This window comes from Chroococcidiopsis thermalis PCC 7203 (genome assembly GCF_000317125.1).
Lineage (GTDB): Bacteria > Cyanobacteriota > Cyanobacteriia > Cyanobacteriales > Chroococcidiopsidaceae > Chroococcidiopsis > Chroococcidiopsis thermalis.
This window is the reverse complement of record NC_019695.1, coordinates 1,805,770-1,820,908: the sequence shown is the minus strand read 5'-3', so window position 1 is coordinate 1,820,908 and position 15,139 is coordinate 1,805,770. Positions and strand designations below refer to the sequence as shown.

The 15,139-nt window shown below is 44.3% G+C and carries 11 protein-coding genes and 1 pseudogene; 10 read left to right on the top strand and 2 right to left on the bottom strand.

Annotation, left to right across the window (positions count from 1 at the left end):
- The first annotated feature begins 580 nt into the window (after positions 1-580).
- From CHRO_RS08025 to tsf, 4 genes are all read left to right on the top strand, one after another.
- Positions 581-1,213 carry a DedA family protein gene (locus CHRO_RS08025; RefSeq protein ID WP_015153703.1) on the top strand — a complete coding sequence of 211 codons (633 nt, stop codon included), beginning with the start codon at positions 581-583 and terminating at the stop codon, positions 1,211-1,213.
- Positions 1,214-1,320: 107 nt separating this feature from the next.
- Positions 1,321-2,283, top strand: coding sequence for a glycosyltransferase family 2 protein (locus CHRO_RS08020; protein WP_015153702.1), 963 nt, complete (start codon positions 1,321-1,323; stop codon positions 2,281-2,283).
- A 179-nt stretch (positions 2,284-2,462) separates the two neighbouring features.
- Complete coding sequence (rpsB, locus tag CHRO_RS08015) at positions 2,463-3,266, top strand: 30S ribosomal protein S2 (RefSeq protein WP_015153701.1); 804 nt, start codon at positions 2,463-2,465, stop codon at positions 3,264-3,266.
- Positions 3,267-3,358: 92 nt separating this feature from the next.
- On the top strand, positions 3,359-3,982 hold the full coding sequence (tsf, locus tag CHRO_RS08010) for a translation elongation factor Ts (RefSeq protein ID WP_015153700.1): 624 nt from the start codon (positions 3,359-3,361) through the stop codon (positions 3,980-3,982).
- A gap of 32 nt (positions 3,983-4,014) precedes the next feature.
- Here tsf and CHRO_RS31835 read toward each other — a convergent pair whose 3' ends face one another.
- The gene (locus CHRO_RS31835; RefSeq protein WP_146139796.1) at positions 4,015-4,206 is read right to left on the bottom strand and encodes a hypothetical protein; all 192 of its coding nucleotides are present in this window, start codon (positions 4,204-4,206) and stop codon (positions 4,015-4,017) included.
- Here CHRO_RS31835 and CHRO_RS08005 point away from each other — a divergent pair.
- The 6 genes and pseudogenes from CHRO_RS08005 (at position 4,200) to CHRO_RS07985 (ending at position 12,862) form a co-directional block, all read left to right on the top strand.
- A complete protein-coding gene (locus CHRO_RS08005) occupies positions 4,200-5,081 on the top strand; it encodes a hypothetical protein (RefSeq protein ID WP_015153699.1) in 882 nt (293 codons plus the stop codon). The two genes, CHRO_RS31835 and CHRO_RS08005, sit on opposite strands and share 7 nt — an antisense overlap.
- Positions 5,082-5,136: 55 nt before the next feature.
- Positions 5,137-7,710 (top strand): ATP-dependent DNA helicase RecG, encoded by a 2,574-nt coding sequence (gene recG / locus CHRO_RS08000; RefSeq protein WP_015153698.1) that lies wholly within the window; start codon positions 5,137-5,139, stop codon positions 7,708-7,710.
- A gap of 132 nt (positions 7,711-7,842) precedes the next feature.
- Positions 7,843-8,043: a hypothetical protein gene (locus CHRO_RS33220; RefSeq protein ID WP_199755582.1), complete on the top strand. Its 201-nt coding sequence runs from the start codon at positions 7,843-7,845 to the stop codon at positions 8,041-8,043.
- A 12-nt stretch (positions 8,044-8,055) separates the two neighbouring features.
- Positions 8,056-8,235 (top strand): annotated as a pseudogene (locus CHRO_RS33215) (DUF4351 domain-containing protein); the annotation flags it as partial.
- 326 nt (positions 8,236-8,561) lie between these two features.
- Positions 8,562-11,015, top strand: a complete 2,454-nt coding sequence (gene ppsA, locus CHRO_RS07990; protein WP_015153697.1) for a phosphoenolpyruvate synthase — start codon at positions 8,562-8,564, stop codon at positions 11,013-11,015.
- A gap of 680 nt (positions 11,016-11,695) precedes the next feature.
- Positions 11,696-12,862 carry a hypothetical protein gene (locus CHRO_RS07985; RefSeq protein ID WP_015153696.1) on the top strand — a complete coding sequence of 389 codons (1,167 nt, stop codon included), beginning with the start codon at positions 11,696-11,698 and terminating at the stop codon, positions 12,860-12,862.
- 55 nt (positions 12,863-12,917) lie between these two features.
- On the opposite strand, the gene CHRO_RS07980 is transcribed toward CHRO_RS07985, so the two are convergent.
- Positions 12,918-15,137, bottom strand: a complete 2,220-nt coding sequence (locus tag CHRO_RS07980) for a two-component system response regulator (protein WP_015153695.1) — start codon at positions 15,135-15,137, stop codon at positions 12,918-12,920.
- Positions 15,138-15,139 lie beyond the last annotated feature (2 nt).

Sequence of the window (15,139 nt, the reverse complement as noted above, 5' to 3'; positions counted from 1 at the left end):
CTTCTCCATTCAAGAGATTTTGAAATTTAGTTACTCAAAAAGCAGTGGGAATTTCAAGCTATAAAAATTTGTCCTTAAGTTTAATGAATTCACAAATATTTAAATAAAAAATGACTGAATTAATCGCTTTTATTTACGTAAACTTGACTCCTATTTTAGGCTAACGATTTTTAGTACATATATCCAACCGTAAAATCACTGCTGTTTCTGTTGTAGTTCATAGAGTTAATTCAATCGATCTCAGTAGATTCACGCGCGGATACTGCTGCCTCAATCGCTACATTTTAGGTTTAATACCAAAACAATTAGGAAAGTATTCGAGCGGCTGCTTCAGATGAATCGATTTAAGCATGGAAACCCTCAAGTGTCAGTAAAATCAACAGTTTTTACCGAATCTTTATTACAAATCTGGATTTTTATAAAGATTACGTAAAGCAAGCAATGTAATATTTATTGATTTTCAGTAGTTTTTCGTAATATTCGACCGGTGCGAGGATAAACGGCAGCATAACTTGGATTGACACATTTTCCAGGCTCGCGCCAAGATGGAAGAAAAGTAAAACTTTGTAAAGGCGGCTGGATGTCACTAGAGTTTTTATCGTTGGAAAGAATTCAGGAAATTGCCCACCAGTACGGATATTGGGCAGTTTTTCTCGGAATTTTATTAGAAAACCTCGGTATTCCCGTCCCAGGTGAAACCGTAACCATAGTAGGAGGGTTTCTTGCAGGTAGTGACGAGTTAAATTACTGGCTCGTTTTAGGTGATGCGATCGCGGGAGCTGCTATTGGTGGAACTTGCGGCTATTTAATCGGCAGAAAATTCGGTTGGTCGTTCATGTTGCAAGTCGGTCGAATTTTCCGCATCTCAGAAGACCGACTCCTAGAAATGAAAGAACAGTTTAGTAACAACGCCACCAAAGCCGTATTTTTTGGCAGATTTATTGCTTTATTACGTATTTTTGCTGGTCCACTGGCTGGTGTTGCCCAAATGCCCTACGCCAAATTCTTTATTTATAACTTAGCGGGGGCTGCTGCTTGGGCATCAGTCATGGTGACGCTGGCTTTCTTCGTCGGTAAAATTGTTTCTCTAGAAGAATTAGTTGCTCTCACAGCTAAGTTTGGCATCGTAGCACTAGCGATCGCTTTCGCTGTCATTTTTGTTCCCCTGTGGCTGGAAGCACGTAAAGCGGGAGTCGGAACCAGTGACCAGTGACCAGTGACCAAGTTGTCAGCGACCAACTACAAGCACCAAGCACCGCATCGCATCACGCACCACTCAACTACCAACTACCGACTACCAATTACCAATTACCCTTATAGATGGTATTAAGGGGAAAAACCGTGTTTTTCAGTATTGTCATTCCTACATACAATCGCCTGCCAATTTTGGCGAAGTGCTTGCGATCGCTAGAACGCCAAAACCATGACGATGTGGCTATAGAAGGCTATGAGGTAGTTTTAGTCGATGATGGCTCTACAGATGGCACTTTGGCATGGCTAGAGGCAAATGCAGCTGAATTTCCCCACGTGCGATCGCTTCTACAAGACCACCAGGGACCAGCTGCGGCTCGCAATCTGGGAGTAGAACGGGCAAAAGGCGATACGATCGTGTTCATCGATAGCGATTTGGTCGTGACTGAGAATTTCTTGCAGGCGCACGCTCAAGGGTTGCAGCAGGGACGAGAAATGTATGGCAGCGATCGCATTTTCACCTATGGCAGAGTAATTAATACATGTAATTTTGACAATCCTACAGCCGAGCCTTATAAAATTACCGATTTTTCTGCGGCTTATTTTGCCACGGGAAATGTAGCTATTCCTCGTCATTGGCTAGAAAAAGCTGGGTTATTCGACACGCGCTTTCAACTCTACGGTTGGGAAGATTTGGAATTAGGCGTGCGGTTGAAACAGTTGGGATTAAATTTAGTGAAATGCCCCGATGCAGTCGGCTATCACTGGCATCCAGCCTTTAATTTAGAGCAAATTCCTAATTTAATTGACAAAGAAATTCAACGCGGTCGGATGGGAGTTTTGTTCTACCAAAAGCACCCAACATGGGAAGTGCGGATGATGATCCAAATGACTTGGATACACCGCTTGCTATGGGGGATTCTTTCCCTCGGCGGACAACTCAACGAGCGTACCCTAGCCCCAGTTTTAAGGTGGTTGATTAACCAAGGTAAGCCTCAGTTAGCCGAACAAGTCGCCCGCATTTTTCTCAATTGGTACAACGTCCAAGGAGTTTACGAAGAGTACGCTTTGATGAAACCTAGAACCGAGTAGAGACGTTCTGTTATGGGAGAGAAACCCGTATAGACTTTTCGTAAGTGCCGAAACGTTTTAGTTTGAAACCATATTATACTAGAAAAGTTGTCTACAAATCGCACATCCAGTGTTTTCGGGTGTTTCCTGGGAGACGCAGCTGGGTGGAGGATTAACCCGAATCAGGAGTTAAAGAAGATATGCCAGTCGTTTCATTGGCTCAAATGATGGAGTCTGGGGTTCACTTTGGGCATCAAACCCGCAGGTGGAATCCGAAAATGTCGCAGTACATCTACACTGCTCGTAATGGCGTTCATATCATTGACTTGGTGCAGACAGCTCAGTTAATGGATGAAGCTTACAATTACGTCAGACAATCTGCCGAGCAAGGGAAAAAGTTTCTCTTCGTTGGTACGAAGCGTCAAGCAGCAGGGATTGTAGCTCAAGAAGCCTTGCGTTGTGGCGCTAGCTATGTCAACCAGCGATGGTTAGGCGGAATGCTGACTAACTGGACGACGATTAAAACTCGCGCCGAACGATTGAAAGAGTTAGAACGTCGCGAGGAAAGCGGAGCGCTGGATTTACTACCCAAGAAAGAAGCATCGGTACTGCGCCGAGAGCTAGCTAAACTCCAAAAATACCTGGGTGGAATCAAGAACATGCGCAAAGTTCCTGATGTGGTCATAATTGTAGACCAGCGGCGGGAATACAACGCAGTATTAGAATGCCAGAAGCTAGGCATTGAAATTGTATCTATGCTGGATACAAACTGCGATCCCGATCTCGTTGACGTTCCCATTCCTGCTAACGATGATGCCATCCGTTCGATCAAATTGATTGTAGGCAAATTAGCTGACGCAATTTACGAAGGACGACACGGACAATTGGATGCGGAAGAGGATTACGAAGATTACGAGGGTGCAGAAGAAGATTTCGATTATGATGAAAGCGAAAGTGAATACACTGATGCGGTGATTCCTAACGAAGAAGAGGAAGAAGGATAGGTTAATGGTTAATGGTTAATGGTTGATAGTGACAAACAATTAACCGTTGACTAACAAACAATTAACAAATAACAAATAGGAATTGAGGGAAGATGGCGGAAATATCTGCAAAGGCTGTTAAAGAGCTACGCGAGAGAACAAACGCTGGCATGATGGATTGCAAAAAAGCACTCCAAGAGACCGATGGCGATATGGAAAAAGCCATTGAATGGCTGCGGCAGAAAGGACTTGCCTCTGCTGGAAAGAAAGCTGGACGTGTAGCAGCAGAAGGACTAGTAGATAGTTACATCCATACTGGCGGGCGAATTGGCGTGCTAGTGGAAGTGAACTGCGAAACTGACTTCGTAGCGCGCAACCAAGCATTTAGTGAATTAGTGCGAAATATTGCCATGCAAATCGCTGCTTGTCCTAACGTAGAGTACGTTAGAGTCAGCGATATTCCCCCTGAAGTTGTCGCAAAGGAAAAGGCAATTGAAATGGGGAAAGACGATCTAGCAGGAAAACCAGAGAACATTCGCGAAAAGATCGTTGTTGGGCGCATTGACAAGCGCTTGAAAGAGATGTCCTTAGTGGATCAAGCGTATATCAAGGATCAAAACAAATCAGTAGAAGATTTGGTTAAAGAAGCGATCGCCCAGTTAGGCGAAAATATCCAAATCCGTCGCTTCTCCCGCTACGTCTTAGGTGAAGGCATCGAAAAGTCATCCGAAGAATAGAGCCAAATCATCGAGCTATTGATTAGCTCCCTTCAATTTACCAGACGGGTTAAAATGGTGCGACGCACCCACCCGTCCTTTTTTTTAGGGAGCAGGGAATAGGGAGACAAGGGAGACAAGGGAGACAAGGGAGAGTCGCGGAGAAAAAACACTACACCCCACACCCGCATCGATCGCACCACGTACCATTGATAACTGATAACTGATAACTGAAAAGATGGCAAGAGCAATCGAACAAATTGAGCGAGACATGCAAGCTTTGGAAAAGTCGGCAAATAAGTTATTTGCCGAACTCAACAGCGCCTACACGAGTTATTGTCAAGCTTTAGGACAAGCTACACGCCAGCAGCTGATCTTAGCAAGTTATCAAGTCTGCACTCAGGCGTATCCCAAGCAATTTTTGAGTCTGTCGATGAATCAAAGACAGCAATTGCAGCGATCGCTTCGTCAGTTAGGGCAAACAGCAGCCGAACGATTGCTAGAACTGTTGAACAACCCAATGGAAATGGCGCGGGAGTTAGCATATAGTATTCAGCTAGATAGAGAAAGTGCGATCGCTGAAATAGAACAGGACTCGATCGAGGAACAGGAACAGATAATTCCGAATTCCGAATTCCGAATTCCGAATTCCGAATTTCATACTGCGCCTTCTAACCCTTTAGAACTAGTACAATGGCAGCAAATTTTAGAACGAGCGATCGCCCAAGTCCTCAAAACCTTATCCTTGGATGCGAATCAATTACTGCAAAAATCTGGCATTCTACCTCAAAAACTACCTGCTCCTTTACTAGAAGCTGCTACCGCAGTCTCGGAAGCTACGGGCGAAATGACAGCAGGACCACCCAATGTCATGAATTTATTAATTGAAACTGAAAATCCGCAGGATTTGCAAGAAGGTGGCGTGACGCAGTTAATTGCAATTCAGTTGCGGTTGTCAGAAGTTGAGTTTGCAGATACCAATGTCAGGACTGCACGCAACCAAGTACGGCAACTAGAATCAAATTTAGTTTCTTTAGGGCGAGAATATCAGAAGAGGCAGCGGGAGCGAACGATCGCTGAAGCAGAAGCTGCATGGCGTGCGAGTTGGTTTGATGAATAGTAAGCGATCGGTTAACAACCTTCACTAGATACAAATGACCAACGACAAATGACCAATGACTAATGACGATATAGACTGGTTGCGATTGCAGAAAGCCTTAGCTGTGGAGGCAGAGAAAGGCTTTGTAGACTTGGTAGGGAAACAATACCGCTTCAGCGAGTTTCTCTGTTTGAGTTTTGGCAAACCTCCTGTCACTTTATCTGTAGAAGAAAGACGTAGATGGCAGGAAATGGCAATGCAATTTGCCGAATACCATCAGATGACGCAGGAAGAGAGACAAAGCGTAGTTGCAGCAGCACGTAGATGCTTGCACCTTTCTCAGCAAGTATCAGAACAGCAGCATTTCTATGAGTTAGGTGACGAATTAAGTCAAAAGTCCAAAGTTAAAAGTCAAAACATGACTCCCGACTCCCGTACGGGCGGGTTTGGAAGCCCGCCCCTACCGACTCCCGACTCCCCCGTCGTCCAACCTAAAACCTCAACCCTAATTTCTACTAAATCTTCAGAGATAAATCAACGTCTTGCACCCAGTTTAGAGCAGCCCTTGACTAGGTTGCCGGAGATTGGTGCGAGAAGAGGTGAGATTTTAGCCAAGTTGGGACTGTATACCGTCAGAGATGTCTTACTCTACTATCCCCGCGATCATATTAACTACGCACGACAGGTTAAGATTTGCAATTTAGAGGCGGGAGAAACAGCAACGCTAGTAGGAACGGTAAAAAAGTGCCAGTGTTTTACCAGTCCCCGTAATGCTAAATTATCCATTCTGGAAATTGTCCTGAAAGATAATACGGGTCAAATTCGCCTCAACTACTTTTTCGCTGGCGGACGTTATTCTCATCGCGGTTGGCAAGAACAACAAAAGCGCAAATATCCACCTGGCGCAGTCATCGCAGCGTCGGGATTGGTGAAAGAGAGTAAATACGGTCTGACGCTGGACAAACCAGCTCTGGAGGTGCTGGCACACCCAGGAGATACAATTGATTCATTAACTGTGGGTCGAGTTGTACCAATTTACCCCTTGACGGAAGGTGTCGGGGCAGATATGGTGCGCAAGGCTGTCACTACCGCACTTCCATCCCTAGTTCATCTCAAAGATCCGCTACCAAAAGCTTTACGCGATTATTACGGATTTGTTGAGGTAAGGGAAGCGATCGCTAATATCCATTTTCCAGCTGATACTGACGCTTTAGAACTTGCCCGTCGTCGGCTGGTATTTGACGAGTTTTTCTATTTACAACTAGGTTTGCTGCAACGCCAATATAAAGCACGGCAAATTGCTAATAGTGCCGTTCTCTCGCCAAGCGGTCAATTGGTGGAAAAGTTTTATCAACTTTTACCTTTTAAACTCACTGGTGCGCAGCAAAGGGTGATTAATGACATTCTCAATGACTTAAAAAAATCCGTACCGATGAATCGCCTGGTTCAGGGAGACGTGGGTTCGGGGAAAACGGTTGTTGCAGTGGTAGCAATTCTCGCCGCGATTCAATCAGGCTACCAGGGGGCGTTGATGGCTCCCACAGAGGTATTAGCAGAACAGCATTATCGCAAGTTAGTTGGTTGGTTTAATTTACTGCATTTACCTGTAGAATTGCTAACGGGTTCGACTCCAGCGGCGAAACGAAGGCAAATTCACGCCCAATTAGAAACAGGAGAGTTACCCCTATTAGTGGGGACTCATGCCTTAATTCAAGATAAAGTCATTTTTCAACGTTTAGGATTAGTCGTAATTGACGAACAACACCGATTTGGTGTCGGACAACGGGCGCGTTTGCAACAAAAGGGCGAGTCTCCCCACGTTTTGACGATGACAGCTACGCCAATTCCCCGCACGCTAGCCTTAACTTTACACGGGGATTTGGATGTGAGCCAAATTGATGAATTGCCCCCAGGTAGACAGAAGATTCATACAACAGTTTTATCTAGTAAAGAGCGATCGCACGCTTATGAATTAATTCTGCGTGAAGTTGCTCAAGGCAGACAAGCTTACATTGTCTTGCCCTTGGTGGAAGAATCGGAAAAGCTGGACTTAAAAGCAGCAGTCGATGAATATCAAAAGTTGCAAGAAAGCATTTTTCCCCAGTTTCAAGTCGGATTGCTCCACGGTCGCATGTCGTCAGCCGATAAAGACGAGGCGATTAATTTATTTCGCGACAACCAAACGCAAATTCTCGTCTCTACAACTGTAATTGAAGTTGGTGTAGACGTTCCCAACGCTACGGTAATGCTAATTGAAAATGCCGAGCGATTTGGTTTATCTCAATTGCACCAGTTGCGGGGACGTGTCGGACGTGGTGCGGCGCAATCTTTTTGTCTGTTAATGGGTAATCCTAAGAATGAAACTGCCCGTCAGCGCTTAAAAGTATTAGAAGAATCTCAAGATGGATTTTTTATTGCTGAAGCAGATATGAAATTTCGCGGTCCTGGGGAAGTTTTAGGAATGCGTCAAGCTGGACTACCAGATTTTACTTTGGCAAGTTTAATCGACGACCAGGCTGTTTTAGAAATTGCGCGAGAAGCCGCTGAGAAGGTGATGGAGAAAGATCCAACTTTGCAACGTTGGACTTTAATGCAAGCAGAATTAACTTATAGATATCAAAAGTTGATGGGTGGGACGATTTTAACTTAAGTTAGGGTCTATAAAATCTTAGTAAGTAATATCCTTCCAATGCTGGCAATCAGTAAATCGTTCCAAGTGTTCGAGATTTTTCGTAGCTACGACAACTCTACGACCTGGAAACTGCTCCTGTATCATGTACCATTGAATACATTCGTAAGAGCTTTGGCAACTTTGCGGTTAGATCCGACAAGAATGCAATTAATTTCTGGATTTATTGATACCTATTTAAAATTGAATACAGCCGAAGAAGAACTTTTTCGCACTAACATAAATCAAATTGCACCAGAGGAACAGGAGGTTGTGATGCAAATAGTAACGAGCTGGATGGAACAAGGACTGTAACAAGGAAGACAGGAAGAAGCTCTCACGTTGATTCTACGTCAGCTACCGCGCCGAGTTGGAGCCGTTGAGCCTGAATTACAAGAGCGTATTTGCCAGTTATCCTTAACTCAGTTAGAGAATTTGGCTGAAGCTCTATTGGAGTTTTCTAATCCAGAAGATTTAGTCAACTGGTTGAACAATTCAGCAAACTAAGAATTTAGACATATTCTCGCCTACTACTACACAATTGATGTTTTTTTCGATTTTTACTAGTTGCAGTAGGTTATACAACAAGTCTTCGCAAAAATTGTTAGATTAGTCAATACTAAGAGTTTGCGTAATTCAATTTTATCTTTGTCACTATAAGTTCTAAATAATACTCTTTGCAAAATTGCTGGTAACTTACAAATATGTAGGTTCGTTTAGATTTGATGTCAAAAGGCTTTGATCCCTAATAGATTAGAAAAGAAAATACTAAATTTACTTTTTGATATAAATTGACTCGATCGCAGTAGCAATCACTAGAGAGGAAAATAGCTATGGTAACGGCGGTAACAGAAACGACCTCCCCAGCAGCAAAAGAGCGATCGCTGATTCTCTGGTTTGAAGAGGTAGGAATTCACGATCTGGCTTTGGTAGGCGGGAAAAACGCCTCTTTAGGCGAAATGATCCAACAACTCACACCCCAAGGTATTAACGTTCCCAACGGCTTTGCAATTACTGCTTATGCCTATCGCTATTACATTCAGCAGACTGGTTTAGATGCCAAATTGCGATCGCTGTTTGCCGATTTAGATGTAGAAGATCTGAATAACTTACGCCAACGCGGTAAACAAGCAAGATCTATGCTGCGGTACACGCCTTTCCCGAAAGACTTAAAAGAGGCGATCGCTACTGCCTACGAAAAGTTATGCGAAAATTACGGGATTGACACTGATGTTGCCGTTCGTTCTAGCGCCACAGCTGAAGACTTACCAGATGCTAGTTTTGCCGGACAGCAAGAATCCTACCTCAACATCAACGGCGTTGAAGGCGTACTAGTTGCCTGTCATCGTTGTTTTGCTTCCCTATTTACCGATCGCGCCATCTCCTATCGTCACAGCCGAGGTTTTGACCATTTCAGCGTTGCCCTCTCAATTGGCATACAAAAAATGGTACGTTCTGACTTGGCGGCTTCTGGGGTGATGTTCTCTATCGATACGGAGACAGGATTTAAAAATGCAGCCTTGATTACAGCCGCCTATGGTTTGGGCGAAAATATCGTCCAAGGGGCAATTAACCCCGATGAATACTACGTCTTCAAACCTACACTCAAAGCAGGTTTTCGCCCGATTTTAGGTAAAAGATTGGGTTCTAAAGAATTCAAAATGGTCTACGATACAGGCGGATCGAAAGTTACCAGAAACGTTCCTGTCGTACCTAGCGATCGCGGCAAATATGCCCTCAACGATGACGAGATATTGCAATTAGCGCGTTGGGCTTGCGCGATCGAAGATCATTACTCTAAAGTGCGCGGTACTTATACCCCGATGGATATTGAGTGGGCAAAAGACGGCGTAACAGAAGAACTATTTATCGTCCAAGCCCGCCCCGAAACCGTACAATCGCAAAAAAGTCTCAACGTTTTACGGAGTTATCACTTAGTCGGGGCTAACGGCGATGCACCTATAATTACAGGTCGCAGTGTCGGCGAGGCGATCGGTCAGGGGAAAGTTAAAGTCATTACAGACGTGCATAGACTCGACCATTTCCAAACTGGGGATGTGTTAGTTACTGATAAAACAGACCCCGACTGGGAACCTATTTTAAAAAAAGCTAGCGCGATCGTGACAAATCAAGGTGGTAGAACTTGTCACGCCGCAATTATCGCTAGAGAAATTGGAATTCCGGCGATCGTCGGTTGTGGCGATGCTACTAGCGTGTTGCATTCTGGGCAAGAAGTTACGGTTTCCTGTGCTGAAGGCGATGAGGGAAAGGTTTACCAAGGATTATTACCTTTTGAAGTTCGAGAAGTTCCCTTAGATAACCTGCCTCGCACTCGTACCAAAATTATGATGAACGTAGGCAATCCTGCGGAAGCTTTCAGCCTCTCGGCAATTCCTAATGATGGTGTGGGATTGGCACGGCTAGAGTTTATTATTGCCAACTATATCAAAATTCATCCCTTGGCACTGCTGCATTTCGATCGCTTAGAGGACGAAGCGGAAAAAGCCAAAATTGCTGAAATGACGGCATTCTTTGCAGAGAAGCCCCAGTATTTTATCGAGAAACTAGCCCAAGGTGCAGCGACGCTGGCAGCTGCTTTTTACCCTAATCCAGTTGTCGTGCGGATGAGTGATTTTAAATCGAACGAATATGCCAACTTACTCGGTGGAAAGCAGTTTGAACCCAAGGAAGAAAACCCGATGCTAGGGTGGCGGGGGGCGGCGCGTTACTACGATCCGCGTTACCGCGATGCTTTTGCTTTGGAGTGTCATGCCATCAAGCAGGTACGAAAAGAGATGGGGTTAACCAATTTAATTCCGATGATTCCTTTTTGCCGCACTCCCGAAGAAGGGCGTAAAGTCTTGGCAGAAATGGCAAAGCACGGTTTAGAACGAGGTAAAGACGGGTTAGAAATTTACGTCATGTGCGAGTTGCCCAACAACGTTTTGATGGCGGAGGAATTCAGCGAAGTCTTTGATGGGTTTTCGATTGGTTCTAACGATTTAACTCAGCTGACAATTGGATTAGACCGAGATTCGGCTTTAGTGGCGGGTTTGTTTGACGAACGCACCCCAGGAGTTAAGCGATTGGTGCAAATGGCGATCGCTACTGCTAAAGCTAAGGGTCGTAAAATTGGGATCTGCGGTCAAGCCCCCAGCGATTACCCAGAATTCGCTCAGTTTTTAGTAGAACAGGGAATAGATTCTATGAGCCTCAACCCCGATTCGGTACTAAAAACTCTGTTGATGGTAGCAGAAGTAGAAGAGAAGTTGGGTCGCGGGTGCTAAGAGTTTGTGGGGTGGGTTATACCCGCCCTATTTTTTGAGATCTTGCCCTTGGCGATTGAAATCGCTGCTACACACGCAAAACCTGCCTATCCTGCGTGAATGTAGGTTCAACCCTTAACTTGCCATGAATCCGCGCGGGCTAGTTTGCCTACGGCAAACTGCTTTACATTTATGTTTATTTAGCCGCGTTTATTTAGCCGCGAATTCTATTCGCTGGGGCTTAGTGCTGTACTAATTATTTTTATGGATCTCAAATATAGGTAAAATTTACGTATTTATACGATAGATACTGTATTAATTTGCTAACTCATAAGTAAAACGCATAGTAGCCAGCAATCGTCCTCAAGCGTAGGTAGATCGCTTAGCAAACATCTCCAAACAACGTAGATCGATCGAGTTAATGCTTGCAGATCGGCAATTTTACTGTAATTTAACTTCAGTAGAATTGCCCTTGGTCGATCTGAAAAATACATATTAACTTGATTTTGTGATGGTTCTATAAATTTAACTTAAACCAAGCGCGATCGCTCTGAGTTTCACGGTCGAGATATTTTACTCTATTTCCTTAAGTGTTTAGATATATGCGATCGCATTTTTCAAGTTTCTTCTATCCCCCAACTCAAATTCAACTAGCAGCAACCTCTGTCTTGCTCGCACTCACTAAAGATATACAGTAGATCATGCGTAAGTTTCAAGCTCAGCAAATTGCACTAGCAGCTAGTGTTGTTCTTAGTATTACTATCGGTAGCTGTCATACAACGACTGCAAATAATGAAGGGAAATCTGACAATCTGTCGGCTCAAAAGCCAAGCCAAGATTTTCTCATTAGTCAGCAAGTGACTTCTGGCATTCTAGCTCAAGACCCCAAATCGCGAGACAAATGGTTGTGGCCCTTCTCCTCTACTTCAATTTGGAATATGCCAATTGGAGCTACTGCAACATATGTACCAGCAAATCTTCCAAAAGCAGGCTTTTTTGGTGCAGATCGGGAGTACTTCTACAAGCTCAAAGCTGGCGATCCGATGCGACAAGTTGTATCACCGGGAAGTTTCGGTCCTGGACGCTGTACGGGTAAGCAATCAATGGGTCTTTCTCTCCCAGTCCCCGACAATTTAATCGTCCCAGACGCAACCAGTCAACCATACTCTACCCCTAATAATGCCGCAGCTTTTTTGATGCCAGATGGAAGAACGATCGAGCAACTCGAACCCCTGGCTCGTTGTACCGCAGGTGGCAACATCCACGGCTGGCGTAACCCGTGGGGGGGTGTTGACATTTACGGCGACGGGATTAAAGGTACTCACTTCGGTTCTGGGATGTCGGCGATCGGTGGTTCTATTCGCCGAGGCGAACTAACAGGTGACGAACCAATTCGCCACGCGATCAAAATCTTGGTTTGGGGCAAAAAATATCTTCATTATTCTAAATCTATGCCCGGTTATCGCTGGCCCGCCGACCGCGCCGACCGATATGCCGAGAGTGAATATAAGGGGACTAATTCTAAACTCGTACAAGGTAGTTTATTGGCAATCCCGCCTCACGTAAAGATAGACAGTTTAGGATTAAAGACTCCTGCGGGGCAGAAGATTTTCAAGGCATTACAAAATTATGGTGCATACATAGTCGATGATGCTTATTGGGACGCTTACTATCTCGCTGTAGAACAAGGAGTTCCAGAAGAATTTCGCAATCGCTACGGCTATAGTTTTGAAGGTCGGAGTGGTGCTTTTTATGACGACATGATGAAGCTAATTTCAGCACTAAACATCATTGACAATAACAGACCTGATAACATCGGTGGTGGTGGTAGATTGAGAGCGCCGCTCGCACCACCAATCGAGAATTAATTTAGTCCGAGTAAGGTGGGCAATGCCCATCTTACGCTACTCACGCACTACTCAATTACCATTGCGGATTCGATATAATCAACGCTTCTGCCGCATGGAAGTCCAAAGGTTTAGCAAAGAAATATCCTTGCCCAAAATCACATCCCCAAGCTTTGAGTTGAGCGTATTGTTGAGCCGTTTCTATACCCTCAGCGATCGCATCCATACCCAAATTATGAGCTAGGGTATTAATCGTACTGACGATTTCCACATTTTCAGAATTAGGATTTATTTGACTGATAAAATAACTATCAATTTTTAAAGTATTAATAGGAAATCGATGTAAATAGCTCAAGGAAGAATAACCTTTACCAAAATCATCAATACTTAGTTGAATATTTTTAGACCTAATTTTTAATAACATGTCAATCGTTGCTTCTGTATGGTGTAGCAACATGGTTTCAGTAATTTCTAATCTTAAGTGACTACCATCTAAGCCAGTTACAGCCAAAATTCGGTCTATCTGTTCGCTTAATTTGGGGTGGTTAATTTGCTGGCTAGCTAGATTGACACTAATTTTTAAATTCGCTGCTTGAGGGAACTGTAACTGCCACTGTCGCAATCGAGCGCAAGCTTGTTCTAAAACCCATTCACCAATGGGTACAATTAAGCCAATTTCTTCGGCAATAGGAATGAATTCACCAGGGAAAACTAAACCTCGTTCTGGATGTTGCCAGCGGATGAGTGCCTCAAAGCCAACCATCTGACCGCTACTCAAAGATACAATCGGTTGGTAATGCAAGCAAAATTCTTGACGCTCCAAAGCTTGCCGCAAATCTCTTTCTAAATGCAGTAGTTGTAGCGTTTGAGCGTACATATCAGGGTTGAAAATTGTATATTGTGCCTTGCCGCTCTCTTTAGCTCGGTACATCGCCGTGTCAGCATCCCGTAGCAACTCGGCGGGAGACTCGTATCCCATACCACTAAAAACTATGCCGATACTAGCAGTAGTAAAAACCGTATGCCCCTCTAACTCAAACGGCTGGGCAAGTTCTGCTTGAATGCGATCTGCAATTTTGATTGCGTCGGCAATTTGCTCAATGTCTTCTAGTAAAATTGTAAATTCATCCCCGCCAAAGCGCGCCACGGTATCTGAAGTACGCAAGCATTGTTGCATTAAACTGGTAAAAGCAATCAAGAGGCGATCGCCTACTGCATGTCCGAGGCTATCATTCACAATTTTGAAGCGATCGAGATCGATAAAAAGTACGGCAAACAGATAATCTGGATGTCGTTTGGTATATCTCAACGCTAGCTCCAACCGTTCCAGAAAAAACGTGCGATTCGGTAATCCCGTCAGGTCATCGTGTAAAGCATCGTAGATGAGTTGTTGCTCGATCCGCTTGCGATCGGTAATGTCAGAGATAATGCCATCAATTCGTAGGGGAATGCCTGTAGGGTCGCAAATTAAATGAGCGCGAGCGTACAACCAGCGCACTTCACCATCAGCACGCACAATTCTATATTCCGAGCTATGGCTACCCTGCGATCGCAAGATTTGCGCCCCCTTTTCCACTTGTTCGCGGTCTTCTGGATGTACGACTTCTAGCCACAAGTGCGGATTTTTTAAAAATTCTGTCGTCGGAATACCGTAAACCTTCTGTGCGGCAGGATTGAGATAAATCAAGGTGGGATTTTGAGCAGTAACAGACCAGACAACTTCTTCTAAAGAGTTTAAAATGCTCTCCAGTCGTGCCTCGCTTTCATTTAATAGCTGAACTGCTTGCTGCCGTTCGAGAATTTCTTGTTGTAGTTTATGATTCGTTGCTGCTAATTGCGCGGTACGCTGTTCTACCCGTTGTTCTAGTTTGATATTTAATTGCTGAATTTCTGCCTTAGCTGCTTGTAAGGCAAGTTGATTTTTAATTCGAGCTAAAACTTCTTCGACTTGAAACGGCTTAGTAATGTAGTCAACTCCCCCGACTTCAAAAGCTCTGACTTTGTCTAGCACGTCGTCTAGAGCGCTCATAAAAATTATTGGAATTTCACGGGTTCGCATCTCAGCTTTTAAGTGTTGGCAAACCTCATAACCGTCTATATCCGGCATTTTGACATCCAACAAAATTAAATCTGGTGCAGCTACCTGCGCTCCTTTTAATGCCATGTTGCCATTTTTAGCACACCGGACTTTGTAACCCTGCTCGGATAGCGTTGCTGATAGCACTCGCAAATTATCGGGAATATCGTCCACAATTAAGATTGTCTTTTCAGAGGCAGTCGCCCACTCACTGTTCATAA

Coding starts and splice junctions, on each gene's coding strand:
- CHRO_RS08025 (WP_015153703.1), top strand. CDS start 581: ATGTCACTAGAGTTTTTATCGTTGGAAAGAATTCAGGAAATTGCCCAC.
- CHRO_RS08020 (WP_015153702.1), top strand. CDS start 1,321: ATGGTATTAAGGGGAAAAACCGTGTTTTTCAGTATTGTCATTCCTACA.
- rpsB (WP_015153701.1), top strand. CDS start 2,463: ATGCCAGTCGTTTCATTGGCTCAAATGATGGAGTCTGGGGTTCACTTT.
- tsf (WP_015153700.1), top strand. CDS start 3,359: ATGGCGGAAATATCTGCAAAGGCTGTTAAAGAGCTACGCGAGAGAACA.
- CHRO_RS08005 (WP_015153699.1), top strand. CDS start 4,200: ATGGCAAGAGCAATCGAACAAATTGAGCGAGACATGCAAGCTTTGGAA.
- recG (WP_015153698.1), top strand. CDS start 5,137: ATGACTAATGACGATATAGACTGGTTGCGATTGCAGAAAGCCTTAGCT.
- ppsA (WP_015153697.1), top strand. CDS start 8,562: ATGGTAACGGCGGTAACAGAAACGACCTCCCCAGCAGCAAAAGAGCGA.
- CHRO_RS07985 (WP_015153696.1), top strand. CDS start 11,696: ATGCGTAAGTTTCAAGCTCAGCAAATTGCACTAGCAGCTAGTGTTGTT.
- CHRO_RS07980 (WP_015153695.1), bottom strand. CDS start 15,137: ATGAACAGTGAGTGGGCGACTGCCTCTGAAAAGACAATCTTAATTGTG.